Origin of the sequence: Mesorhizobium sp. LSHC412B00 (assembly GCF_000503035.1) — a bacterium.
In the GTDB taxonomy this organism is placed as follows: Bacteria; Pseudomonadota; Alphaproteobacteria; order Rhizobiales; family Rhizobiaceae; genus Mesorhizobium.
In genome coordinates this window covers 165,108-188,800 of the sequence record NZ_AYWB01000001.1, presented here as the reverse complement: position 1 = coordinate 188,800, position 23,693 = coordinate 165,108, and the positions used below count along the sequence as shown (strand labels likewise).

The 23,693-nt window shown below is 61.3% G+C and carries 16 protein-coding genes and 1 pseudogene; 10 read left to right on the top strand and 7 right to left on the bottom strand.

Going from position 1 to position 23,693, the window contains the following annotated elements; translation table 11 throughout:
- The first annotated feature begins 90 nt into the window (after positions 1-90).
- The 4 genes from X757_RS163630 to X757_RS163645 all read left to right on the top strand — a co-directional run bounded on the left by X757_RS163630 (position 91) and on the right by X757_RS163645 (position 7,004).
- Positions 91-3,432: a M10 family metallopeptidase C-terminal domain-containing protein gene (locus X757_RS163630; RefSeq protein ID WP_023724898.1), complete on the top strand. Its 3,342-nt coding sequence runs from the start codon at positions 91-93 to the stop codon at positions 3,430-3,432.
- 71 nt (positions 3,433-3,503) lie between these two features.
- Positions 3,504-3,926 (top strand): hypothetical protein, encoded by a 423-nt coding sequence (locus tag X757_RS163635; protein WP_023724897.1) that lies wholly within the window; start codon positions 3,504-3,506, stop codon positions 3,924-3,926.
- Between the two features lie 34 nt (positions 3,927-3,960).
- Positions 3,961-5,697, top strand: coding sequence for a type I secretion system permease/ATPase (locus X757_RS163640; protein ID WP_023724896.1), 1,737 nt, complete (start codon positions 3,961-3,963; stop codon positions 5,695-5,697).
- Positions 5,694-7,004 (top strand): HlyD family type I secretion periplasmic adaptor subunit, encoded by a 1,311-nt coding sequence (locus X757_RS163645; protein ID WP_023724895.1) that lies wholly within the window; start codon positions 5,694-5,696, stop codon positions 7,002-7,004. The genes X757_RS163640 and X757_RS163645 overlap by 4 nt, the downstream gene beginning before the upstream one ends.
- Positions 7,005-7,387: 383 nt before the next feature.
- Here the strand turns inward: X757_RS163645 and X757_RS1000000165575 are convergent, their stop codons facing one another.
- The 6 genes from X757_RS1000000165575 to X757_RS163665 all read right to left on the bottom strand — a co-directional run bounded on the left by X757_RS1000000165575 (position 7,388) and on the right by X757_RS163665 (position 13,608).
- A complete protein-coding gene (locus tag X757_RS1000000165575) occupies positions 7,388-9,817 on the bottom strand; it encodes a nucleoside triphosphate pyrophosphohydrolase (protein WP_198024375.1) in 2,430 nt (809 codons plus the stop codon).
- Positions 9,814-10,389, bottom strand: coding sequence for a hypothetical protein (locus tag X757_RS163650; RefSeq protein ID WP_023724893.1), 576 nt, complete (start codon positions 10,387-10,389; stop codon positions 9,814-9,816). The genes X757_RS1000000165575 and X757_RS163650 overlap by 4 nt, the downstream gene beginning before the upstream one ends.
- Positions 10,386-11,039, bottom strand: a complete 654-nt coding sequence (locus tag X757_RS0133015) for a hypothetical protein (RefSeq protein ID WP_156933237.1) — start codon at positions 11,037-11,039, stop codon at positions 10,386-10,388. Before X757_RS0133015 ends, X757_RS163650 begins: the two co-directional genes overlap by 4 nt.
- Before the next feature lie 145 nt (positions 11,040-11,184).
- A complete protein-coding gene (locus X757_RS163655) occupies positions 11,185-12,618 on the bottom strand; it encodes an aldehyde dehydrogenase family protein (protein ID WP_023724891.1) in 1,434 nt (477 codons plus the stop codon).
- Between the two features lie 122 nt (positions 12,619-12,740).
- Positions 12,741-13,124 carry an ACT domain-containing protein gene (locus X757_RS163660; RefSeq protein ID WP_023724890.1) on the bottom strand — a complete coding sequence of 128 codons (384 nt, stop codon included), beginning with the start codon at positions 13,122-13,124 and terminating at the stop codon, positions 12,741-12,743.
- 13 nt (positions 13,125-13,137) lie between these two features.
- A complete protein-coding gene (locus X757_RS163665) occupies positions 13,138-13,608 on the bottom strand; it encodes a GNAT family N-acetyltransferase (protein ID WP_023724889.1) in 471 nt (156 codons plus the stop codon).
- An 837-nt stretch (positions 13,609-14,445) separates the two neighbouring features.
- Here X757_RS163665 and X757_RS163670 point away from each other — a divergent pair.
- Both X757_RS163670 and X757_RS163675 read left to right on the top strand, forming a co-directional pair.
- A complete protein-coding gene (locus X757_RS163670; RefSeq protein ID WP_156933369.1) occupies positions 14,446-17,034 on the top strand; it encodes an autotransporter domain-containing protein in 2,589 nt (862 codons plus the stop codon).
- 248 nt (positions 17,035-17,282) lie between these two features.
- The gene (locus X757_RS163675; RefSeq protein ID WP_373432823.1) at positions 17,283-18,317 is read left to right on the top strand and encodes a YeiH family protein; all 1,035 of its coding nucleotides are present in this window, start codon (positions 17,283-17,285) and stop codon (positions 18,315-18,317) included.
- On the opposite strand, the gene X757_RS163680 is transcribed toward X757_RS163675, so the two are convergent.
- Positions 18,314-18,811, bottom strand: a complete 498-nt coding sequence (locus X757_RS163680) for a GAF domain-containing protein (RefSeq protein WP_023689662.1) — start codon at positions 18,809-18,811, stop codon at positions 18,314-18,316. The genes X757_RS163675 and X757_RS163680 overlap by 4 nt on opposite strands.
- A gap of 183 nt (positions 18,812-18,994) precedes the next feature.
- On the opposite strand from X757_RS163680, the pseudogene X757_RS01000000164390 reads away from it, so the two are divergent.
- The 4 genes and pseudogenes from X757_RS01000000164390 (at position 18,995) to X757_RS163695 (ending at position 23,511) form a co-directional block, all read left to right on the top strand.
- Positions 18,995-19,901: pseudogene (locus X757_RS01000000164390) on the top strand (GlxA family transcriptional regulator).
- A 324-nt stretch (positions 19,902-20,225) separates the two neighbouring features.
- Positions 20,226-21,530, top strand: a complete 1,305-nt coding sequence (locus X757_RS163685; protein WP_023724885.1) for a Xaa-Pro peptidase family protein — start codon at positions 20,226-20,228, stop codon at positions 21,528-21,530.
- Between the two features lie 313 nt (positions 21,531-21,843).
- Positions 21,844-22,521, top strand: a complete 678-nt coding sequence (locus tag X757_RS163690; RefSeq protein WP_023724883.1) for an isochorismatase family protein — start codon at positions 21,844-21,846, stop codon at positions 22,519-22,521.
- 3 nt (positions 22,522-22,524) lie between these two features.
- The gene (locus tag X757_RS163695) at positions 22,525-23,511 is read left to right on the top strand and encodes an alpha/beta hydrolase (RefSeq protein ID WP_031250960.1); all 987 of its coding nucleotides are present in this window, start codon (positions 22,525-22,527) and stop codon (positions 23,509-23,511) included.
- Positions 23,512-23,693: the final 182 nt, after the last annotated feature.

The window sequence follows — 23,693 nt, the reverse complement described above, 5'->3', positions numbered from 1 at the left end:
GGCAAGCGCAAACGATGCTTGTCGGTGGTTGGCAACTGCTAAACCGTACAGCCGTAATTGCCATGGCTGCGAGACCAAGGAGTCCCAAGGATGCCGAACCCAAGCCAAACCAGCGATCAATGGTGGGTCAACGACCAGACGCCGGACAACCCGTACGGCAAAAGCGAAGATTACGGGGCCTTCCTCACCTACCTTGGAGCGCTGGACCGGTCGATAACGCCGGCGATCGCGGCGGGAACGCTGAGGATCAATGTCTCCGAACTCAATGACCATCCCGAATACAAGGCTGCCGCGATCGGCGCCTTGCAGATGTGGGCCAGTGTCACCCCTTTGAAGTTCCAAATCGTCGACAATGCACCATACAACAGCGCAACGGACTGGATGCAGGTTGTCAGCCCCGAACTGGGCGAAGAGGACGACGGCAGCGCCTATTCCAACGACCGCTATGTCAGCATCGGCCAGCGTTTCCACGACACCGAGGTCAACAAGACGGATATTGGCGGCTATGTCTTCGATTCCTTCATCCATGAATTCGGTCATGAGTTCGGGCTGAACCACCCCGGGCTCTACAATTACAGCGGCCCCGGCGGCGTACAGATCAATTATCTGAACAACGCGACCTGGACCTACGACCGTCAGCAATACAGCGTCATGTCCTATTTCGACGGGATCGATGTCGGTGAAACCAGCCGCTGGTCGGCGTCAACGCCGATGATGGCCGACATCGAGGCTGTCATCCGCCGCTTTTTCTCCACCGTCGACGAAAACGGTGTGCGCACCTATCAGCATATCGATCTCAACACGGGCGACAACGTCTACGGCTTCGGCAGTGCAGTGGACGGCTACCGGCTGACCTCCTCGGGCATGCAGCACGATATCGGTTTTGTCATCCATGACACCGGCGGAACCGACACGATCGACTTCTCCGGCTCGACGGCCGGCACGATCCTCGATCTGCGCGCCGGGCAGTTCTCCAGCGTCAACGGCCACAGCAACAATGTGTCGATCTTTGCCGGGCACAACGCCGATGGCACCGATTATTACATCGAGAACGGCATCGGCAGCAGCTATGACGACGTCCTGATCGGCAATGACGGAGCCAACGTGCTGGATGGCCGCGGCGGCGGCGACCGCATGGCCGGCAATGGCGGCGACGACACCTACTTCGTCGATTCCCTCGACGACATCGTGCGCGAGGAAGCGAATGGCGGGAATGACACGGTCGTTCTGCTGAACCGGAACTTGAATATCCGGAAAATCGCCAACGTCGAACACATCATCTACGCCGACGAGTCGACACTCCAGCCTGGAGACGGCGGCACCGAAACCGCACCGACCATCGGCGACAACACGATGACCAGCGTCATCTTCGGCGACAATGGCAACAATACGCTCGACGGCGGCGCCGGCGACGACACGATCTTCGGCCAGGGCGGCGATGATCTCATCATCGGCGGCCGCGACTCGCTCGCCAGCCGCGACATCAACAACACCATCGATGTCGCCGACCTTCCAGACCAGACCGAGAGCGACGACGGCAATGACACGCTCTATGGCGGCCGCGGCAACGACACGATCCTCGGCGGCCAGGGCAACGACATCCTCGACGGCGGCGACGGCGACGATACGCTGAGCGGCCAGGATGGCGTCGATATATTCAGGGGCGGCGCCGGCGTCGACACGGTCGACTTCAGCAAGGAGAGCCCCTTCCAACTGCTCGTCAACCTCGAGACGAACGTGGCCAGCGGCGGAACCGCCACGGGCGACACCTTCTACAGCATCGAGAACCTGATCGGCTCCGATGACCGCATCGACCGTTTCATCGGTACGTCGGCGGCAAATCATTTCTGGGGCCGGGGCGGCGGCGACTATTTCAACGGCGGCGGCGGCAACGACATACTGGATGGCGGCAATGACGGCGACATCCTGTACGGTGAAGCCGGCAACGACACGATCATCGGCGGCGCCGGCCAGGACTATCTGGATGGCGGCGCCGGCATTGATACGGTCGTCTACGAAGGCAGCTCCGCCGGCGTGACGATCGACCTCGCCAATGGCACGGCCAATGGCGGCGACGGCGATGGCCCGGTGCAGATCGTCGGGCGCGGCACCGTTATCCGGCACGACATCCTGGTCGGCTTCGAAAACGCCGTCGGGTCGTTCTTCGACGACCATCTCATCGGCAACGCCCAGGCCAACAAACTTTCCGGCGGCGCCGGCAACGACACGCTGACCGGCGGCGGCGGCGCCGATATATTGAATGGCGGCGCCGGCAGCGACACGGCGGACTACGCCGACGCGGCCAGCGGGCAAAACCTCAAGCTGGGTGGCGGCAAATCCGGCGGCGACACCTATATCTCGATCGAAAATCTGGCTGGCTCGGGCTTCAACGATCACCTGACCGGCGATGGCGCGGCCAATGTGCTGACCGGCCAGGGCGGCGCCGACAAGATCGACGGCGGCGGCGGCGATGACACCCTGCTCGGCGATTTCGCCTATCAGGGCGATGCTCCGCCACGCCCGGGCATGGGCACCGGCTACGCCACGCTCGGACCGGAGGCGACCAACAATTCGGTCTCGACTGCCTTCGACATCTCGAACAACTTCTCGCTGACCGCCGACCCCGACATCTTCGATTCGACGACCACCCTTCACACCACCGTCAATGCCACCGGAAACGGCTTGGGCGGATATTACAGCATCAACCTGGCGGCCGGCACGATCATCACCATCGACATCGATGGCATTGCCGACCCCAATGTCCATGACAGCATCGTCAGGGTGCTGGACAGCGATGGCAATATCGTCGCCCAGAACGACGATGGCGGCAACGACCCCGGCTCCAACAACGGCCGCGATTCGAGCACCAGCTTCATCGTTCAGGAAACCGGAACCTACTATATTGTGGAGGGCGAATGGTCGGACTCGGCTCCTGGCGATGGCTGGGTCGAATCCGTGCCGGAGGGCTCGACTTACAAGCTGAACGTGTCGGTCGAATTCCCGCCGGCACCAGCTCAGCCGGGCGTTGCGGGCGCCGATACGCTCAACGGCGGCGGCGGCAGCGACCTTTTGGATGGCGGGCTGGCTGCCGATACGCTGACCGGCGGCGCCGGCGACGACTATTTCCGCTTCTCGACAGAACTCGGGAACGGCAATATCGACTGGATCAAGGACTTCAAGGTCGCCGACGATACGATCCTGCTGGACAACCTCATCTTTGCCAGCGTTGGCGGCGACGGCGCCCTCGCTTTGGGCTCATTCTACAAGAGCGCAGCCGGCGCTGCTCATGATGCCGACGACCGCATCATCTACGACACCGACAGTGGAATATTGTCTTACGACGCCGATGGTTCCGGACAGGGAGCGGCCGTTCAGTTTGCACACCTGAACACAAATCTGGATCTTTCGGCTGCAGACTTCATTGTCATCTAACGCGTTGCCGGGAGGGTGCCGTCAGGCTCCCCTCCCGCATACCCCAGCGCAATGAAAAGGGAGAGGACGCGATGACCGACCGCCGCACGGTGTTAATGGCCGCCGGAGTTGCGGCAGTCGCCGCGGCCACCGGGGCAGCGGCAGCGCAATCGCCAGATATTCGCGCGCCAGATATTCGCGCAACAGATATTCGCGGCGCCGTCACCTTTGTGGGCGGCAAGGCTATCCCGGAAGGTCATCTCGAGATCTATCTTGAGGATCCCGCCATTCAGGACAGTGGGCGACGCCGCGCCGCCAAAACCAGCCTCAAGAGCGCGGGCGGCTCAAAGACGATAGAATTTTCCTTGCCCCTGCCCGCAAGCTCGACCGCTTCACCAACGCTGCAGGTCGTCGCGCGCCTGGAGCGTGCGGACGGCTGGCTGGTGGCGCGGGGCAGCGCGCAGTTCCAGGCCGGCCTGCCCGTCCATGTCACACTCAAGGCAGTTATCTATTGAAGGACGAGATGCCATATCCTGATTGCGAGCCTGCATGCAGCTGATGCCATCGACGCCGCTTACGCTGGTCGGAATCCTGGCGTCCTTTCGACGTGCGTTTTCGGGCATCGTCCTGATGAGCGGGGTCGTCAACGTGCTGACCCTGACCGGCTCGTTCTTCATGTTGCAAGTCTATGACCGCGTCGTTCCGGGTCGCAGCGTGCCGACGCTGGTCGGCCTGGCGGTGCTTGCGGGAACATTGTTCGTGTTTCAGGGAGTGCTGGAGCTGATCCGCTCTCGCCTCATGGTGCGGCTGGGACAGGGGCTGGACGCAAAGCTGAGCCCGTCGGTCTATTCGGCGTTGATGCGCCTGCCGCTGCGCGCCAAGCCTTCCGGCGACGGGCTGCAACCCCTACGGGATCTCGATCAGGTCCGCTCCTTTATCGGCAGTGCCGGACCGACCGCTTTGTTCGACCTGCCATGGATGCCGCTCTATATCGGCATCTGTTTCATTTTTCATTTCTGGATCGGCGTTACCGCGCTTGCCGGCGCCGTTGTCCTGTTTGCACTGACGCTTCTGGCCGAATTCCGGACCCGCGGCCCGACAAGGATCGCCGGACAGCACGCGGCCGTCCGCAGCACCTTGGCCGAGGCGACAAGGCGCAATGCCGAAGCCATGCAGGCCATGGGTTTTGGCGGGCGTATCGCCGAGCGGTGGTCTGCCGTCAATGCCGAGTACCTGAACGCCCATGCGGCGGCCAGCGATGTCGCGGGAACGCTTGGCACGATTTCCAAGATCCTGCGATTGATGCTGCAATCGGCAATGCTGGCGATCGGCGCTTATCTGGTCATCAAGCAAGAGGCGACCGGCGGCATCATGATCGCAAGCTCGATCATGATGGGCAGGGCGCTGGCTCCGATCGAACTGGCGATAGCGCATTGGAAGGGTTTCATTTCGGCGCGGCAAAGCTGGGCACGCCTGAAGCAGCTTCTGTCCGCGCTGCCGGAAGGCGCAACCGGCGTGACCCTGCCCGCGCCTGTCAGCGCGCTGGCGGTCGAGAATGTCAGTGTCGCGCCGCCGGGCGAACGCACGCCGGTGGTGTGGGATGCAAGTTTTTCACTGGCCAGGGGAGCAGGCCTGGGGGTCATCGGCCCGAGTGCTTCCGGCAAATCATCGCTGGTGCGTACGCTTGCAGGTGTCTGGCTGCCGGCGCGCGGCGCCGTGCGGCTGGACGGCGCGACGCTTGACCAGTGGCCGGCCGACGAGTTGGGCAAACATATCGGCTATCTGCCGCAGGATGTGCAGTTGTTCGACGGAACGATCGCGCAGAACATCGCCCGCTTCGACCCGGATGCGTCGTCCGACATGGTGCTTGCGGCAGCCAAGGCCGCCGGCGTGCATGATCTCGTCGTGCATCTGGCCGACGGTTACGACACAAAGGTCGGCGAAGCCGGCGCCTCGCTCTCGGCGGGGCAACGCCAGCGTGTCGCGCTGGCGCGCTCTCTTTATGGCGATCCGTTCCTGGTCATCCTGGACGAGCCGAATTCCAATCTCGACTCGGAGGGTGAAGTGGCCTTGTCCGCAGCGATCCAGGGCATCAGGGACCGCGGCGGCATCGTTATCGTCGTCGCGCACCGATCCAGTGTGCTGGCCAATGTCGATACGGTGCTGCTGATGGCCAATGGCCATGTGCAGGCCTTCGGTCCGAAGGACGAGGTGCTGAACAAGGTCTTTCGATCCGCCGCGCCGCTCAAGGTCGTTGCCGCCACGGAGAGAGGCGTTCCGGCATGAGCGAGGACAGATCCGCTTTGCATCATCGGCAGGTCCGCCGCTATCTCGTGGCTGGCGTTGCTACCTGTCTGCTGCTTGTCGGAGGTGTTGGCGGCATGGCGGCAGTGACCAAGATGTCGGGTGCGGTGATCGCAGCTGGCCGGCTGGTGGTCGATTCCAATGTAAAGAAGGTTCAGCATCCGACGGGCGGCGTGGTCGGCGAGATCAGGGTGCGTGAAGGCGACCGGGTCAAGGCGGGCGATATTCTGGTGCGGCTGGATGAAACGACAACACGCGCCAATCTGGCGATCGTCTCAAAAGGTCTGGATGAGTTTTATGCACGGTTGGCGCGCCTGGAGGCGGAGCGTGACGGCAAGGACACGATCAGCTTTCCGGACGTTTTGACATCGCGGCGCGACGAAGCCGGTGTCGCCGCATCGATGGCCGGAGAACAATCGCTGTTCGATTTCCGGCACCAGGCGCGGTCTGGCCAGCGATCGCAATTGCGCGAACGGATCGCGCAGTTGAAGCAGGAGAGTGCCGGCCTGACCGAGCAGCTGCAGGCGAAACGCCGCGAGATCGAGCTGATCCAGATCGAGCTGGAAGGTGTGCGGTCGCTCTGGCATCGCAAGCTGATAGGAATCGACCGCATGACGTCGCTGGAACGGGACGCGGTGCGGCTCGAAGGCGAGCATGGCCAGTTGACCGCGGGAATTGCCCAGGTGAAAGGCAAGGCGTCCGAGATCGAACTGCAGATCATCCAGATCGACCAGGACCTTCGCAGCGAGGTCGCGACCGATTTACGCGATACCCAGGGAAAGATCTCCGAGTTCGTCGAACGCAAGGTAGCGGCCGAGGACCAGTTGAAGCGCATCGATCTGCGCAGCCCGCAGGATGGCGTGGTGCTGCAGTTGGCGGTGCATACGATCGGCGGGGTCATCACCTCCGGCGAACAGGTGATGCAGATCGTACCGGTGACGGACGACCTGACCGTTGAAGCGCATATCGCACCGCAGGATATCGACCAGGTGACGATGGGCCAGAATGCGATTTTGCGCCTGTCGGCGTTCAATCGGCAAACCACGCCGGAGCTGACCGGGACGCTGTCGCGGATCTCGGCCGATCTCACCATCGAAGAGCGCACCGGAGCAGCCTTCTATGTGGCGCGGGTGACGCTGCCGAAAACGGAGGTCGCCAAGCTGCGCGGGCTGGCGCTGGCGCCGGGCATGCCGGCCGAAGTGTTCTTCCCGACGGGCGACCGGACGATGCTTTCCTATCTGGTGAAGCCGCTGTCGGATCAAATACAGAAAGCCTTCCGCGAAGAATGAAGCTGGCAAGCGGCGTGTCTTGCCTGTGGCCGGCACCGGGACCGGCTGGTTGCCGATCCCGAGCCCCTACTCCGCCGCCTCGTAGCCTGCGATACCCTCGATCTCGAGGAAATCCTCCAGTCCGTATTCGCGACCGTTGCCGCGACCTCAATCTGGCGACGTTGCCGGATGATGAAAGAGACCCGCACTACGACAACATCCGCCGGTCATGTTGCGGAGCCGCCGAACATATCGGCCAGAGTCCCGACAATGCAGCGCTGACGGCAAACAGCATGGTCAAGTTTACGCGGGCGATAGTTGGAATCATCGAGATAGGCCGCGGGTAAGGTCCGACCAAATCAATAAAAGCCCTCAGAGAGTCAAGGTCTGGCTTTGCCGGCCAGCTAGTCATCTAGGCCCATATCGTCGTCCAGAAAACTGATATCCAATTGATGCTCTAGTTGCTCTAGTGAGAGCTCGAATCCATCGCGACCAGCGGACAGACGAACCCCTTTGTCCGACCCAGGAATCCTAAATAGACGCTCACCTGATTTACTCAAATTACCGAGGAGCGAAAATGGTACGCGCACACGATCCCCGGCATACTCTTCACCAACGAGCGTGCCGAAGTTCACATCACGGTTCTCAATCGTCGGCTCACCCGGCTTGGGTAGGCTCGTTTCAAGCAAGAAAACGCCATGGTCGAAACCGCCCACTTTCTCGCGCTTTGCATCCGCAATTTCGAGAACCTTTTTCTCATCAACGCCTGCTTGATGCATAATGCCGCGAAGAACCTCGTAAACATCCGCCAACTCCTCAGCAGTTGCATCCTGTCCTTCAGCCGCCAGCAGTTCCTGAGATTCTTCGATCAGCTTTCCAATCAATAACTGCAGGATTTCATCGGGTTTCAAATTCGCGAATACGACCCGCTCCCGCTTCGATCTTATCCGCTCAGGTATGCGATCACGCACGAGCTTCTGATACTTAATTCGACCGCGAGTGCGGAACGACTTCCTGTGCAACCTAAGATATACAGGAACCTTCCCTTGAAGCTGGAAATACGGGTGCGACAGAGGCGAGCCCGAATAGATCACAGACGAGCCCACCGTTTGGGCAAGCGATATAATTTCGCCCAGAAATTTGTGATCCCGAACGAGATGTTCACTAGGTTGAATATCCATCGCCACCTTCTTGCCTGACGGCAAGATCGGCACGATTGCTTTTACGTTCTCCAAATCACCGGGCGCGCGAACGGGCACGACAACATGATCTTGCCCTATTGCCGAATCTAAGTCTGGGTTGGAATATTCGTATGTACGATACCACGGCAAGCATAATACGCCACCCGATGCTAGCTCGACGCCGGCAAACCACATGATGGCGACTCGCTTTCCGAGCTTCGTGCCTATGATGTTTGTCTTGCGGGCGATTTCCAAAACTTCATTCGCCCGCAGGCACTGATGACGGCCTATTCCATTTCGTATTTGTTTAAAGGTCCACTCTCCCTTCTCATTCGGCCAGAGAAAATGCGATTTGTAGCTGGGGTATGCTGTAACCTCTTCGGTGATCGTATGCACATCCCACGCGTCGTAGGGATAGAACTGAAGAGAGTCCGGCAAGCCCCAATTGGCGTGAACCTGTATGTAAGGAGAATCCGGGTCATATAAGGCCCACGCCCCAGCACGAGCGCCAATGTATTTGTGCAAAATGAAGGCGAGATCCTCTAGCTCCCCTCCTTGAGAAGTATGCGCCTCTAATTGCTGGTGCATCCAGGCTGCAGCCGAAATAGGGTCGAGACAGCTGCTCGTACACGGCAGGTTGGTCGTTTTATCTGCGCCAGATCGGCGGCTGACACGGATGACAGCCATTTCCTCGAAAAATTTCTGCAATTCAGCGATCAGGCTTTCTCGCTGACTCCTTTCAGTAAGAATCTTTGAGGCATCTCTATAGGAAAGCACGTATAGCTTCTGGGGGAGAGGAGCGTAGTCGATAGACAATTCTTCTAGTATTTTAAGTTTGTCCCATATTGGTATGTTATCGTCATTGGCCTCGCTAAGGATCGCCGGTGGCGTGTCCGATACAATCAATTTCGAGTAAATCGGCAAGTCATTTGGATCGACTCCTTCAAGGTTGTCATCGTCCAGGTCGCATTGAAGGAGGTAAAGCCGCCCATCCGCCTCGGCCCACTCCAAGAGCATCCGGTCACGGCGCAGAACCGGACTAAAGTGATCAATTAACCACCGACAGGTAGATGCGAAAACGCGGTCGATCGGCTTTTGCGCAGACGGAATTAATTCAGTCTGGTGTTGGGCGGGCGCGTCACGCTGAGAATTAAAGCGGTCGGGCGCTAAATTGTAACCATCGACTTCAGTAAATCTTGTCCAATGCTCTCTCGTTCTGGATAGACGATTCAGATTCCCCAAAGTGCCCTTGATACAATTTGGCAAGAATCGCTGCAAAATTATAGCTACCTTCGCACCAGGTCGAATCGCTGTTGCATGACCTCGTATTTTTGAGATGGCCTCCCTGACTGCACTTTGATCGGGGGGATCATCAAAGGGAATCGATAGAAAGGTTCCGCGGTCCCAGATCGTTTCGCCCACTATACTAGAACGCACAATCAGCGGCCGATTTTTCAATCCCTCAGGCAAATCCAACGACACGGGGCCGTCGGCTAGAGAGTCTACCCAAGCCGTTGAGAGCAAGAGATACTCGGGCGTCCACATTGGTGGTAGCGTGGCTAGATATCCACCTTTTGTTCCAAAGTCTCTTGCGAGTTCGGCCCCTTCGGTCGCCAACCTAGGCAACGGCCCGGGCGAAAATACCTGCCTCACTTTTTGTCTACTTTACCAAAAATTGCGTTCGCTACATTGGTGAGGAGACCGCTCACGCCGTCGGCAAAATACCCTGCAAGGAACGCGACCACTAATGACCTTGCTAGATTCGGTTCCAACTCAACTGACTTTCCACCCATAAAACCAGTTTGCATCAATGCTAGGACTACATGTGCGTAAATACCGCCTGTCAACGGAACAAAAACACGCCACAGAAACCTGTCTTGATGCCAGATACCATTCGCCACAGAATGAACTAGCCATTTGATAGCAAATACGGTGCCGCCGACCGATCCAACTATCCAACACAGCACATCTCGGCGCTCTAAATGAAATAGGACCTGTGGAGGATCGCCTTTATTGATCGTAAAATCACCAGCGTAGGAAAAAGCCACTATCGCAGAGATGCCAAAAAAGAGCAGATAAAAACCCAAAATAGACGCCTCTCGCCTTATCTGTGGCGCGGCATCTTCGTACTTCGTTCTCCACTCCCACAACTGCCGATTGTCCGGAGCCACTGGAGGCGGCACCGGAACCGGGTTTTCTACGGGAATGTCGGTTTCTTCGCTCAAGCGGCTTGCCGCTTCCCCTGGTGAAAATTGGATATCGTCTTAAGGACGTTGTCGTAGAAGGGATGCTCCCGATAATTCCAACTATCGGGGGTTCCGGCAGCACTAGCTATGACTCGACGAAACCTTTGCGAAACTTCGTTTTTGGCAGGCTGCTCTAGTAGCGTTTTCCCTGACATCCATGCCAGGTAATAAGGTTTTTCGGATAAGACACCATTATACATTTCACCAATTGGCGCAGCGCCATCGCAAGCGTCCAACTCCTCGCTCATGCCGTCCCAGACACATGCGAGAAAGTTGCGGCTCGACACAATTATATGCAGGTGGGCGTGGTCCACACCGCATCCGATGTTTGACCCAGCTCGCAGCGCCCCGTGCTCGAAGGCCAGCATCTCATCGCCAGGCTTTGAGACTGCCTCAAATATGCTTGACGCGATACTTGAGAGCTCTTCGCGAGTGCCCATGCCCTGCTGGCCGAAATTAAAGGAATGCACTTTTGGGACGACCAAAAACCAATTTGGTACGATCATACCAATCGTTGGCAAGACCACATTATGCAATCCTTGCACAAGCGGTTTGTCCTCCAATTTCTGAACGCAATCCGCCAAAGCGTCAGAGAACCGACTTTTAGGTATCGTGGGTGCCCCGCTCACTGCAATATCCACTTCTAAGCGATTCAATCGCCTGCATAATAGCACATACGGTTTATCGTTGTCGTGCAACCAGATTGCGACGCAGGTAGCTAGATAGGTCTTTTTTCCTAAAAAACCAACAGAATGAGCATTTGAAACGTCGGCCCTACTCCGCTGCCTCATACCCCGCGATGCCCTTGATTTCGAGGAAATCCTCCAGCCCGTATTCGGCGTATTCGCGGCCGTTGCCGGATTGCTTGTAGCCGCCGAAGGGCAGGCCGGCGTCCCACTGGGGATAGTTGATGTAGACATTGCCGGTGCGCATGCGGGCGGCGACTTCGCGGGCTTTCTGGATGTCCTTGGCCTGGATGTAGGAAGCGAGGCCATAGACGGTGTCATTGGCGGTGCCGATCGCCTCTTCCACGGTGTCATACGGCATGATCGCCAGCACCGGCCCGAAGATTTCTTCCCTGGCGATACGCATGTCCGGCGTCACGTCGGCGAACACGGTCGGGCGGACATAGTAGCCGCGGTTGAGTTCTGCCGGGCGGCCCGGTCCACCCGCGACCAGCGTGGCGCCTTCATCTATGCCGGCCTGGATCAGGTCCTGGATCTTGTCGAACTGGATCTGGCTGACCACCGGGCCGAGCTTGGTGCCGGCCGCATCGGCCGGGCCGACGGTCAATTTTTCGGCCGCCGTCTTGGCGTAGCCGGTCGCCTCGTCATGGCGGTCGCGCGGCACGAACATACGAGTCGGCGCATTGCAGGACTGGCCCGAGTTGCTGAAGCAGCCGGCGACGCCCTTGCTGACGGCCTTTTCGAGATCGACATCGGGAAACAGGATGTTGGCCGACTTGCCGCCAAGCTCCTGATGCACGCGCTTGACCGTGTCGGCGGCCGCCTTGGCGACCAGGATGCCGGCGCGGGTCGAACCGGTGAACGACATCATGTCGACATCGGGATGGCTGGACAGCGCCTGGCCGACGCCCGGGCCGTCGCCATTGACGAGGTTGAAGACGCCCTTGGGAACGCCGGCCTCGTCGATGATTTCGGCAAAGATGATGGCGTCGAGCGGCGCGATTTCCGAGGGCTTCAGCACCATGGTGCAGCCGGCGGCGAGCGCAGGACCGACCTTGCAGGTGATCTGGTTCAGCGGCCAGTTCCACGGCGTGATCAGGCCGACGACGCCGATCGGCTCCTTGACGATCAGCGACGAGCCCTTGACGTGGCGGAATTCGAACGACTTCAGCACCTCGGCCATCTTCTGCAGATGTGCCAGGCCAATGCCGACCTGGCTGTCGAGTGCCATCTGGCGCGGCGCGCCCATCTCGCGCGATACGGCCAGCGCCAGATCGGCGCTGCGCTTCTTGTAGATCTCGATTATGCGGTTGAGGATATCCAGGCGCTCCTCGACCGAAGTAAAGCCGAATGTCTCGAAGGCGCGCTTGGCGGCCGCAACCGCCTTGTCGACATCGGCCTTTGAGCCGAGCGAAATCTGCGCGAAAGCATCTTCGTTTGACGGGTCGATGACGTCGAGTGTGCTGGGCACGACAGGATCGACCCACACGCCGTCGATATAGAACTGCAGATTGTGTGACACGGGCTTCTCCTCGGGGGATTTCTGAATTGATGGGGGGCGATCGCCAGATCGTCGTATCGGTTCAGGGATAACGATGGGGCAAGAGCGATGTCAAACGCAAGGGCGGGCGATTGAGCGGACGGCTACAGAAGCGTGTGCCCCGCCGCGACCAGAAGCCCCCTTGCCGCGGCTTCATCCTTGGCTTTGACGAGCAGATGGTCACCATCGAAGGTGGATACCAGAAAAATGCCGAGTTCGCTTTCCGACAATGGCTTTATCACCGACAGGACGATGCCGGTTTCGTCGAAGGCAAAGGGACCTTGGAGTTTCAGGGCGACCCAGTCCCTGTCATGCTTCACCCCGTCCGGCACCCGATCCTGCAGGCAGACAACCGAAAGCTCGTCGTCGGTCCTGGTAATGCTGACGAAGCCCGGTCCTTCGGCCCAGCCGGGAATGCTCTCTTTTGCTTCGAGGCGCGAAACCGCATACCGCCCCGAGAGCGGCTTCAACCGGACCCTGACTGCCATCCGATCCTCCCTATTATCGGCCGTCACCCAGTTTCTTGCTCATATAGACCGTCATGCCGCCCATGAACGGCTCCTCCCGGTCGATCGTATAGCCATGCCGTTTGTACAACAACACATTGGCCATGAAGGCGCCATTGGTCAGCAGGCGCAGCTCGAAGCAGCTGGCCTCCAGCGCCTTCTGCTCCGCCCGTTCAAGCAACAGCCGGCCGATTCCCCTGCCCTGCGCCTGTGGCGCGACGCAGACATTCTCGATCCAGAGATGATCGTCGGCCGGCATGGTCTCGATCATGCCGACGATGCGGCCATTTTCGATGGCGAGATCGAACGGATGTTCGGCGACCGCCTTGTCATAGTCGGCGCGCATCGGCAGCGGCTCGCGGCCGATCAGAGGCACCCATTTGGCATAGGCGGCACGCACAATGTCCCGGATGGCAGCAGCGTCCGCCGGTTGGGCCGGCCGAAACAGGATGGAAGAATTGGACATGGCAAAGGCTCCAGACATGAAAACCCCGCCGGCAGACATCGCGGGCGGGGCTGGAACGAACGAACCGGAATTTTATTGGGCCGGTCCTTTTCGTCGCGCAAACAGCTTGCCGCACTGCGTGGTGCAGGAACGGCGTCGCTTGGCGATGGCGAACGAGAAAACGAACATGACGCCACGCTGGAGCAGGAAGCGCGGCGCTGTCAAGATTTTGGCGTTGGCCCAGCCTCCGAGTTGACCCGCGCGGCTAGAGCGGGCGGCGCCGGCAAGGCCATAAGTGTACTGCCAGGCAACGCCAGTCTTCACCTTGCGCGGTGGTTGCTCGCCTAAACTGCTGCGCCGTCGAGTAGGGCTCTCGTACGCGTACAAAAAAAACAGCAACAGCTAATATTGTTGGACATTCAACCTACCATTGGTTCGAATTTCTATTTGATCTAATCTTGGCATCATAATATAAGCGGAGAAGCACTGGACGGGCTGAGGGGGGGGGCGCCATGCATCGAGGGCTGGCAAAGCGTACAATCTCACGTTTGTTAGGCGCGATGACGGTCGTCTACGCGCTCGCGGGCACGACGTCAGCGCTCGGGCAGTCTTGTAGTCCCACACAGACAGCTCATGCTTTTAGCTTTACTGGCGGCGACCAGTCCATCTCGGTTCCTGGCAACACCCATTCCGCCACAGTATACCTCAAGGGAGCGCAAGGCGGGGTTGGCAAGAGCGGCGCCGGCACCATCGGGGGCAGCCCATTGAGCCCAGGCGGCGCCGGCGGGCTCGGCGGCCAGGTGAGCGGTTCCTTGACTGTCGCGCCGGGTGACATCCTTTCTGTCGGCGTTGGCGGCCGTGGCTCGCTCGCGGTCAATCCCGGTGGCGCGAGCGGTACTCCCGACGGCGGCAATGGTGGCGGGGCGACCGACCTGCGGCTGGGCGGAACCCGCCTGGCAATTGCTGGCGGCGGTGGCGGCGGNCGGTGGCAAGAGCGGGGGATCCGGCTCGGCAGGAACCGATGTTTCGGGCGGCCTTGGCCCCTTTGGCGGTGAAGGTGGCACTGTAGGTGCCGGTGGCGCGATCGGCGCTGGGTGCGATAGTTTTCCTGGCACGGCCGGTCAGACAAATGGCCAAGGCGGAACTGCACGAAATTTCTCAGGGTCTTTCCTGGGCGCCGGATATGCTGGTGGCGGCGGTGGCGGGGCTACTGTCGGCGGCGGTGGTGGCGGCGCAGGCGTCGGCACGACCTCGTGCCAGCAGAACTGGAACGGCGCCGGCGGCGGCGGCGGCGGCGGATCATCGGATGCCGGCTCGCTGCAATCGGCTGCGGTGGCGGAAGGCGTCAATTCAGGCGATGGGTCCGCATTGATCTGTTTTGATGAGCCGCTCTATGTGATCAGCGGCACGGCGAGCGGTCAGACCGGGACGGTGAGTTTGAAATTGACATCAAGCTCGCCGGCAGGGACGCAAACCAGGAACGTGAATGTCGGCGATACCACCTTTGCCTTTGCGGATGGCCTGCTGACCGGCTCCAACTGGAGCGTTGAGGTTACTGCCAAGCCGGCCGACCAGACATGCACGGTCACGACGGCCTCGGGCACGGTGGCGGGAGCCGAGGTGACCAATCTTGTCCTGTCCTGCACCACGGTGACGGTGGAGTTTTCGCCGGCAACATTGCCGAATGCACATATTGGCACGCCGTACAGCCAGACCATCACCGCAAGCAGCCCCAATGGCGGCGCCGCACCCTACACCTTCACCGTGGTTTCCGGCTCGGCGCCTCCCGGCCTCGCACTCTCGCCTGGGGGTACACTGGCTGGCACACCCACTGTCGCGGCCAATTACGATTTTACGGTGCGGGCCACGGACAGCAACGGCTTTACCGGCCAACGTGACTACACTGTGGTCGTCGAGATCCACTTGCCGTCGGCACAGGACCACACGCTGGACGTGATGGCCGGAACGACCGGGTCCCTCGACCTGACGCAAGGGGCTACGAATGGGCCGTTTACCAGCGCCACGATTGCCTCGCCGCCGCCGAGCGAAGCGGGCACGGCTTCCATTGTGCCCGATGGCGACGCTTATATCCTGCAGTTTGCCGCGGCAGCCACCTTTGCCGGCACAACCAGCCTGACCTACACGCTCTCGAATGCCGACGGAACGTCACCTCCGGCAACCGTGACCATCAACGTCACGGCACGGCCCGACCCCTCCCGCGATCCGGAAGTGATCGGCCTGATTCGGGCACAGGTGGAGGCGGCAAAGCACTTCGCCGACATTCAGATCCAGGGATTTGGACAGAGGCTGGAACAGCTCCACAATGAGGGCGACCAGCGCCACAATTCGATAGGCCTCAGCGTTGCCGTCCAGCAATCGTCGGACAATCCCGACGCATACGCTCAGCAGCAGAATGCGGCGAACGATCCGGCGCTCGCCGCAATCGACACAGCATCGTCGCAGTCCACTTACGGAGCGCCCAATCCGGAGCGCATTCAGCCCAACGCCAACGCAAAGCAGGACAGGACCTCGACCGGCGCGTCGCCGATCAAGACCGGACAGTCTTCAACTGGCACGGACGTGGACACCCAGACGTCGTCACTGCCGGCCGAGAACCCATTTGGCGAACTGGCCTTCTGGAGCGGCGGCTACGTCAATTTCGGCACCGATGACGATGGAGCCATCAAGCTCGACCATACGCTGGTCGGCGTGAGCGTCGGTGCCGACTACCGCTTTTCCCCGACCTTCACCGCCGGTCTCGGGTTTGGCTATGGCCATGACGTCACCGACGTCGGGAGCAACGGCACCGAAAGCCGCGCTCATGCCATCTCGGTCGCCGCCTATAGCAGCTACCGCCCGGCGCCAGGTTTTTTTGTCGATGGCCTTGCCGGCTATGGCGCCCTCAATTTCGACAGTGAGCGCTATGTGACCGATACCGGCGATTTCGCGTCTGGAACGCGCGACGGAAGCCAGGTCTTCGGGTCGCTGACGGCGGGCTACGAATTTCGCCGGCCGGACTCTCTGATATCACCCTATGGACGTCTGTCGGGGTCCCACTCCACGCTTGACGGCTTCACCGAGACGGGTGGCGACATCTATAATCTGACCTTCGGCAAGCAGACCGTCGACACGCTGTCGGGCACCCTTGGCCTGCGCATCGAGAACAACATTCCTACCAGCTGGGGTCTGCTCACACCGCGCGCGCGCTTTGAGTATACGCACGACTTTGCCGGCTCCAGCCGCGTCAGCCTCGGCTATGCCGATATCGGCACCACGCCCTACGCGCTGGACGCAGATGCCTTTTCCAACGACTATTTGTCAATCGGGCTCGGCGTCGATGCGCAAATCGGCGGTATTGCCTTCGGGCTGAACTACAGCACCGCGGTCGGCAGCAACGGCGACAGCCAGGACCATACGATCGCCGCGCGAATTGGGATGAAATACTAGGGCATGATCCCAAAAAGTGGGGTTAGATCGTGATGGGAATTCATCATGATCTAGGGCGGCTCCAGGTTTCGCCCGGCCGCTCTTTCTCATTCTGACCTCGGCCGCCCTAAACGTTCACAAAAATCGATCATTTCAACAAAAACAATTCGTTGGAAAGATCGATTCTGGAATGACATTCTCCTGAGGTACTTGCGTGGAGAATTGCATTGTCTTCCGCCGCCCAGCTAGCGAACGATATTCCGATCAGCATGATTTCCGCCGACCTGGCCGTGGGCCGGAAGCGGCTCGGTTCCGTGTGGAATGGCGTCATCCCCGGGATCGTGCTGGTGGCGATGATCACGGGGGTGGCCTTCTCGGCCCATAATGTCTCCGGCTTCGCGCTGTTCAGCCCGATGATCCTCGCCGTCGTCGCCGGCATGATCTATTCCAACGTGCTCGGCACGCCCGCCCACGCCAAGGCCGGCATTGCATTCTCGCAGAAGCGCCTGCTGCGCTTTGCCATCGTGCTGCTCGGCTTTCAGCTGACGCTCGGCCAGGTCGTCTCCATCGGCGCCGGCGGCGTCGGCATCGTGGCGCTGACCCTTGGAGCGACCTTCGTCTTCACCATTACGCTTGGCCGGCTGATCGGCGTCGACGCCAAGCTGGCGCAGCTGATTGCCGCCGGCACCTCGATCTGCGGCGCTTCGGCGATCGTTGCCACCAACATCGTCACCGATGCGCGCGACGAGGACGTCACTTATGCCGTCGCCTCGATCACGCTGTTCGGCACCGTCGCCATGCTCGGCTTTCCGGTGCTGGCGCCGGTGCTCGGCCTCGACCAGCACGCATTCGGCCTGTGGGCCGGCGCCTCGATCCACGAGGTGGCACAGGTCATCGGCGCCGGCTTCCAGAACGGCGCCCAGTCCGGCGAGATCGCCACCGTCGCCAAGCTGACCCGCGTCGCCCTGCTGGCGCCGATGGTCATCGCGCTCGGCCTGATAGCGCGCCGCAAGAGCAATGACGATCGCCCAAGCGACCAATCCGGTGCGCGGCCGCCGATGCCGTGGTTCGTCGCCGCTTTCATCGCCGTCGTGGCGCTGAACAGCCTGGTTGCCGTGCCGGCCGAAGTGAAGTCGGCCATGGCGTTCGCCACGACCATCATGCTGACCATGGGGCTCGCCGCCATGGGTCTGCAGGCCAACATTTCGCAGCTGCGCTCGCGCGGCCTTCGCCCGCTGGCGCTCGCCTCCTGCGCCTTCCTGTTCATCGGCTGCTTCAGCCTGATGCTGGTGAAGTTCGCTTAATCCTCGAACGAACTCGCCGCGACATAGATCGCGGCAAGCGCCTCGATGCCGGCCTGGTCGTCCTTGTCGAAGCGGCCGGGCGTCGGGCTGTCGAGGTCGATCAGGCCGAAGACGCCGTCATTGTCCCTCAGCAGCACGACGAGTTCCGAGCGCGAGTCGGCGTCGCAGGCGATGTGGCCGGCAAATTCATGCACATCCTTGACCAGCATCGACATTTCGAGATCGATGGCGGTGCCGCACACGCCCTTGCCGACGGCGATGCGCACGCAGGCCGGCTTGCCCTGGAACGGTCCAAGCACCAGCTCCTCGTCCGACGCCAGGAAATAGAAGCCGGCCCAGTTGAGATCGGGCACCATCTGGAAGATCAGCGCCGATGTGTTGGCGGCGTTGGCGACGGAGTCGCTCTCGCCTTCCAGCAGCGCCTTCAACTGGGTGGCCAGTTCGCGGTAGAAGGCCGGCTTGTCGGTGCTGTCGATGGTCTGGGCCGCAAACATGGCGTCGTCTCCATTGCCGGCGGGCCAAAAAGCCCGTTACATTTCCTGTCTGCCACCAATGACGCTCCCGGGAAATACACAATTGTGAATACCGACCGTGCCAGCCAAACACACGACCGGGCGCAACCCGCAGCGAGCGAAGGTCCCCTCACCTTCGCCGTTCTGGTCTTTCCCGGCTTTCCGATGATGGCGTTCAGTTCGGTGATCGAGCCATTGCGCGCCGCCAACGTGCTGGCCAAGCGCGATTGTTACCGCTGGGTGATCGTCGGCGCCGACCAGGGAACGGTCGAGGCGTCCAACGGGGTTGTCATACAACCGGGATTCTCAGCCTCCAGCGCACCGAAGGTCGACCGCATCGTCGTCTGCTCCGGCGGCAATGCGGACTTGCTTGTCGCGGACGATGCGGTTGCCTGGATCCGCAGGAGCCTGCGCGCCGGCGCCCATATCGGCGCGGTGGCCGACGCCGCCTTCTTCCTCGCCAGGGCCGGCTTGCTCGACGGCCATGCTTGCACCTTGCACTGGACCAGCCAGGCGGCCTTCACGGAGGCCTTCCCGGATATCGAGCTTCGGCGCGATCTCTATGTCATCGACCGCAAACGCTTCACCTCGGCCGGTGGCGTCGGCAGCCTCGACATGATGCTGGAGATCATCACCAACGATTATGGCGGCGAGCTCGCGGCGGGCGTTGCCGAATGGTTCGTGCACAGCCCCTTGCGTTCGAGCGTCGACCGCAAGCTGATGCCGCTCAGGCTGCGCACCGGCGTCCAGAACGAACTGGTGCTGTCGGCCATCGCCATCATGGAGGATGCGGTGGAAGAGCGGCTTGGCNCGGCTTGGCATGACGGAGCTGGCGGCAAGGCTCGGTGTCTCCTCCGACAAGCTGGAGCGCAATTTCCGAACCGAGCTCAGCATTTCGCCCAACGGCTATTACCGGCGCCTCAGGCTACGGCGCGCCGCCGACCTGTTGGCCCATTCGACGCTGATGGTGCGAGACGTGGCGCTGGCCTGCGGCTTCGCGTCCATGTCAAGTTTTGCCCGAGCGTTTCGCGAGGAGCATGGGCACGCGCCGAAGGCGATGCGGCGGCATTAGAGGGCGCTGCGCGCTAACGCGGTGAGATGCTGGCGGGACAGCGCCCCCCTCTGTCCTGCCGGACATCTCCCCCACACGGGGGGAGATCAGATGTCGCCTCGGCTTTCGCCAATCACCAACGTTGCAGGGCGAGCGGGACGCGAAAGCTGCTAATCTCCCTCCTTGTGGGGGAGATGTCCGGCAGGACAGAGGGGGGCGCGAAGGATCGCAACATTGCCCTTTGTATCCATGCCCTTCTTGCGGCATTTCGCACGACATCTGCGGATTCTCGCACAGACATTTTTCGGCGCATGGCTATGGTCTAGCCCTTCAGGAGGCGCACCCATGAGCATCGTCGTTTTCGACCCGGACAGCACCGAGGATGTGGATTTCAAGGACCGCATGCGCCACCCGGTCGCGGCCGACTCCGCCGGCGGCATGTGGCTGTCGGATACCGAGCCGTCCTTCATCGATGCCGACGCCTTGCGCAAAGGGCGGCTGGCGAAACTGCGCGGCTGGATGCGCGAGGCGGGCTATGGCGGCGTCGTTTTGTTCGACCCCTACAACCAGCGCTATGCCACCGGCTCGCGCAACATGTTCGGCTATTTCCTGCGCAACTCGACGCGGTATTTCTTCATCCCGACCGACGGGCCGATCGTGCTGTTCGAATACCCGCAGAGCTACCATGTCTCGATGGTGCTCGACACGATCGACGAGGCGCGCCCGTCCAAGCTGGTATGGTCTTCGGTGTCGGGCCGCGACGACGAAACCGCCGGCCCCTTCGCCGACGAGATCGCCGAGCTTTTGAAGAAACATGGCGGCGGCTCGATGAAGCTCGGGTTGGACCGCTGCAGCCATTTGCAGGCGCTGGCGCTGGAAAAGCGCGGCTGCGAGGTCAAGGATTGCCAGGGCGAGATTTTGGCGGTGCGCGCGGTCAAGACGCCTGAGGAGGTCAAATGCCTGCAGGTGTCGATGGCCGGCGCGGAAGCCGCTGTTTATGCCGTGCGCGAGGCGATAAAACCCGGCGTCTCCGAAAACGAGCTGTTCGCCATCATGTATGGCGAGGTGATCCGCCAGGGCGGCGAGTTCATCGAGACGAGGCTCCTCACCTCGGGCCAGCGCACCAATCCGTGGTTCAACGAGGCCAGCGGCCGCAAGATCCGGCCGGGCGAGCTTCTGGCGCTCGATACCGATACGATCGGCTGCTATGGCTATTATTCCGATTTTTCGCGCACCTTCCGCTGCGGGCCGGGCAAGCCGACCGACTATCAGAAATCGCTTTACCGCATGGCGCACGACCAGGTTCAGCACAACATTTCGATCGTCAGGCCGGGCATGGCGTTTCGCGAAATCGCCGAAAAGGCGTGGAAAATCCCGGACCGTTTCGTCGACCAGCGCTATACCTCGGTGATGCACGGCGTCGGCATGCATGGCGAGACGCCGTTCATAGCGCACGCCATGGACTATGAAACCTACGGCCGCGACGGTGTTGTCGTGCCCGGCATGGTGGTGAGCGTGGAAAGCTATATCGGCGAGAAAGGCGGCCGCGAGGGCGTCAAGCTGGAGGACGAGATCCTGATCACCGACACCGGCACCGAGCTTCTGTCGCGCTTTCCCTACGAGGATGAGTTTCTGGAGAAGCAGGTTTGATGGTCGCTTCGCATCCCTTGGCAACCATCGCGAACGCCAATCCCGTCGTCATCCTAGGGCGAAGCAAGGAGCGCAGCGACGCGGCGCAGACCCTAGGATCCATGCCGGGACTCCTCCGCGCCGCAACGGTGCAAGTTCTGCTCCGCCGCACTCTCCGACCAGCGTCACGGCATGGATCCTCGGGTCTCCGCGACGGAGCTTCGCTCCTGCTTCGCCCGTGGATGACGAAGGTGGGGAGGCACCGGCCAATCACCACTGTTTGCGCGACTTCGCTGAACGGAATGGCGTTGGTCGCGAACCCAGGCCCGTCCACATGAAAAGCCCCATCTCGATCAAACGTGGCACGGTCGCCGCGGCGTTCATCGACCTCCAGGAAGAGCATCGGCAGGACAAGCGCTATCTGGTCGAAGGCTATGGCGAGGTGCTGGCCAACGTCCAACGCCTGCAGGCGGCGGCGCGGCGCAACTTCGTGCCGCTCTACCACTGGGCCTATATCGTCGATGCCGCCAAGGCGCATCCCTTCCATCCGCTCGACGCCGACGGCAAGTCCGCCTTTTCCGACAAGAGCGATCCTCTGACGGAAATCTGCCCGGAAGTGGCGCCCGCGGCCGGCGAGACGATGCTGGTCAAGACGCAGGCCAGCGCCTTCGGCGCCGGGCCTGCCGCAACCGAATTCAAGGCGCGCGGCATCGAATGGCTGATCGTCGCCGGCGTCTGGACCGAGGCCTGTATCGACGCCACCGTGAAGGACGCGGTCGCATCCGGCTTTCGCGTGCTTCTGGTCAAGGATGCCTGCGGCAGCGGCAGTGCCGCCATGCACCAGACCGCCATCCTCAACCTTGCCAACCGGCTCTATGGCGGCGCCGTCACCAACACGATAGACGCGTGCCGGCTGATGGCGGGCGACACCGTCGATGCATGGCGGGTCGAGGGCTCGGTGCCGCTGCGCTTCACCTTTGAAAACGCCGAACGGCTCTACGGCGAGCTCTGAGAGATGGGCACGGTCCACAAGCTCAAGATCGCCAGGCGGGGGAAATACGCCACCCTGCTCGATCCGGCGCTGTGGGAGTATATCGACCTGGTCAATGACTGGTTCCCGCCAGAAATCGCCGAACTTCCGATCGCCGAGCAAAGGTCGGTCTATGATGCGATGTGCCGCGCCTTCCATCAGGGTTGTCCCAAAGGGGTTTCGGCCAGCGGCGGCATCATCGCCGCAGATGCAGGGCACGCCATCCCGATCCGCTACTATCGGATGGCGGGCAAGCCCGTGCGCGCCGTCATCGTCTACTATCATGGCGGCGGCTTTGTGCTTGGCGGGCTCGACAGCCATGACGACATCTGCGCCGAGATCTGCGCCGGCACCGGTTTCGACGTTGTCTCGGCCGACTACCGGTTGGCGCCGGAACATCCCCACCCGGCCGCCTTCGACGACGCGCTGACCGTGTTCGAATGGGCGGCGGTGACAACGGACCTGCCGATCGTGCTCGTCGGCGAAAGCGCCGGCGGCAACCTTGCCGCCGCGGTCGCGCACGCCTCGCGCCGCCACCTGCGCCGGGCGGCCGGCCAGGTGCTGATCTATCCCGGCCTCGGCGGCGACGAGAGTGCCGGCTCGTATGTCGAACATGCCGAGGCACCGTTGCTGACGCTGCGCGACATCGCGTTCTACCGCACCATTCGCGCTGTCCCGGCACAGTCGCCCGACGACCCGACTTTTTCTCCGCTGAAAGACAATGACTTCTCCGGCCTGCCGCCGACTGTCATCATCACTGCCCAGTGCGATCCGCTGTCATCGGACGGCGAGACCTATCGCGACCGCATCGTTGCCGCCGGCGGCCGCGCTTGGTGGTATGAGGAGCCGCGGCTGGTGCACAGTTTTCTGCGCGCCCGCAAAAGTGTTCAGCGCGCCGGCGAGGCGTTCGTGTGCACGCTTGCAGCCATCGCCGCCGTCGCCGTGCTCGGCAAGAACGACTGGCCATATTGAGGCGGCGAAGCGCTGATCTCCCCCTCATGGGGGTTGAGGAGTGGTCCGCGTAGCGGATGGAAAGCCAATTGCTTGGCTTTCCGAACGACGAAAGCCGGCAGGCCAGAGGGGGGCGCGAAGGATCGCGGCCCTTCAATATCCTAAATCAACGCAACGATTATCTGCGATGATACTCCAGTCGG

What these genes read in the sequence shown, in the direction of transcription:
- X757_RS163630 (WP_023724898.1), top strand. Translation starts at nt 91, where the DNA reads ATGCCGAACCCAAGCCAAACCAGCGATCAATGGTGGGTCAACGACCAG.
- X757_RS163635 (WP_023724897.1), top strand. Translation starts at nt 3,504, where the DNA reads ATGACCGACCGCCGCACGGTGTTAATGGCCGCCGGAGTTGCGGCAGTC.
- X757_RS163640 (WP_023724896.1), top strand. Translation starts at nt 3,961, where the DNA reads ATGCAGCTGATGCCATCGACGCCGCTTACGCTGGTCGGAATCCTGGCG.
- X757_RS163645 (WP_023724895.1), top strand. Translation starts at nt 5,694, where the DNA reads ATGAGCGAGGACAGATCCGCTTTGCATCATCGGCAGGTCCGCCGCTAT.
- X757_RS163660 (WP_023724890.1), bottom strand. Translation starts at nt 13,124, where the DNA reads ATGGCAGTCAGGGTCCGGTTGAAGCCGCTCTCGGGGCGGTATGCGGTT.
- X757_RS163665 (WP_023724889.1), bottom strand. Translation starts at nt 13,608, where the DNA reads ATGTCCAATTCTTCCATCCTGTTTCGGCCGGCCCAACCGGCGGACGCT.
- X757_RS163675 (WP_373432823.1), top strand. Translation starts at nt 17,283, where the DNA reads ATGATTTCCGCCGACCTGGCCGTGGGCCGGAAGCGGCTCGGTTCCGTG.
- X757_RS163680 (WP_023689662.1), bottom strand. Translation starts at nt 18,811, where the DNA reads ATGTTTGCGGCCCAGACCATCGACAGCACCGACAAGCCGGCCTTCTAC.
- X757_RS163685 (WP_023724885.1), top strand. Translation starts at nt 20,226, where the DNA reads ATGAGCATCGTCGTTTTCGACCCGGACAGCACCGAGGATGTGGATTTC.
- X757_RS163690 (WP_023724883.1), top strand. Translation starts at nt 21,844, where the DNA reads ATGAAAAGCCCCATCTCGATCAAACGTGGCACGGTCGCCGCGGCGTTC.
- X757_RS163695 (WP_031250960.1), top strand. Translation starts at nt 22,525, where the DNA reads ATGGGCACGGTCCACAAGCTCAAGATCGCCAGGCGGGGGAAATACGCC.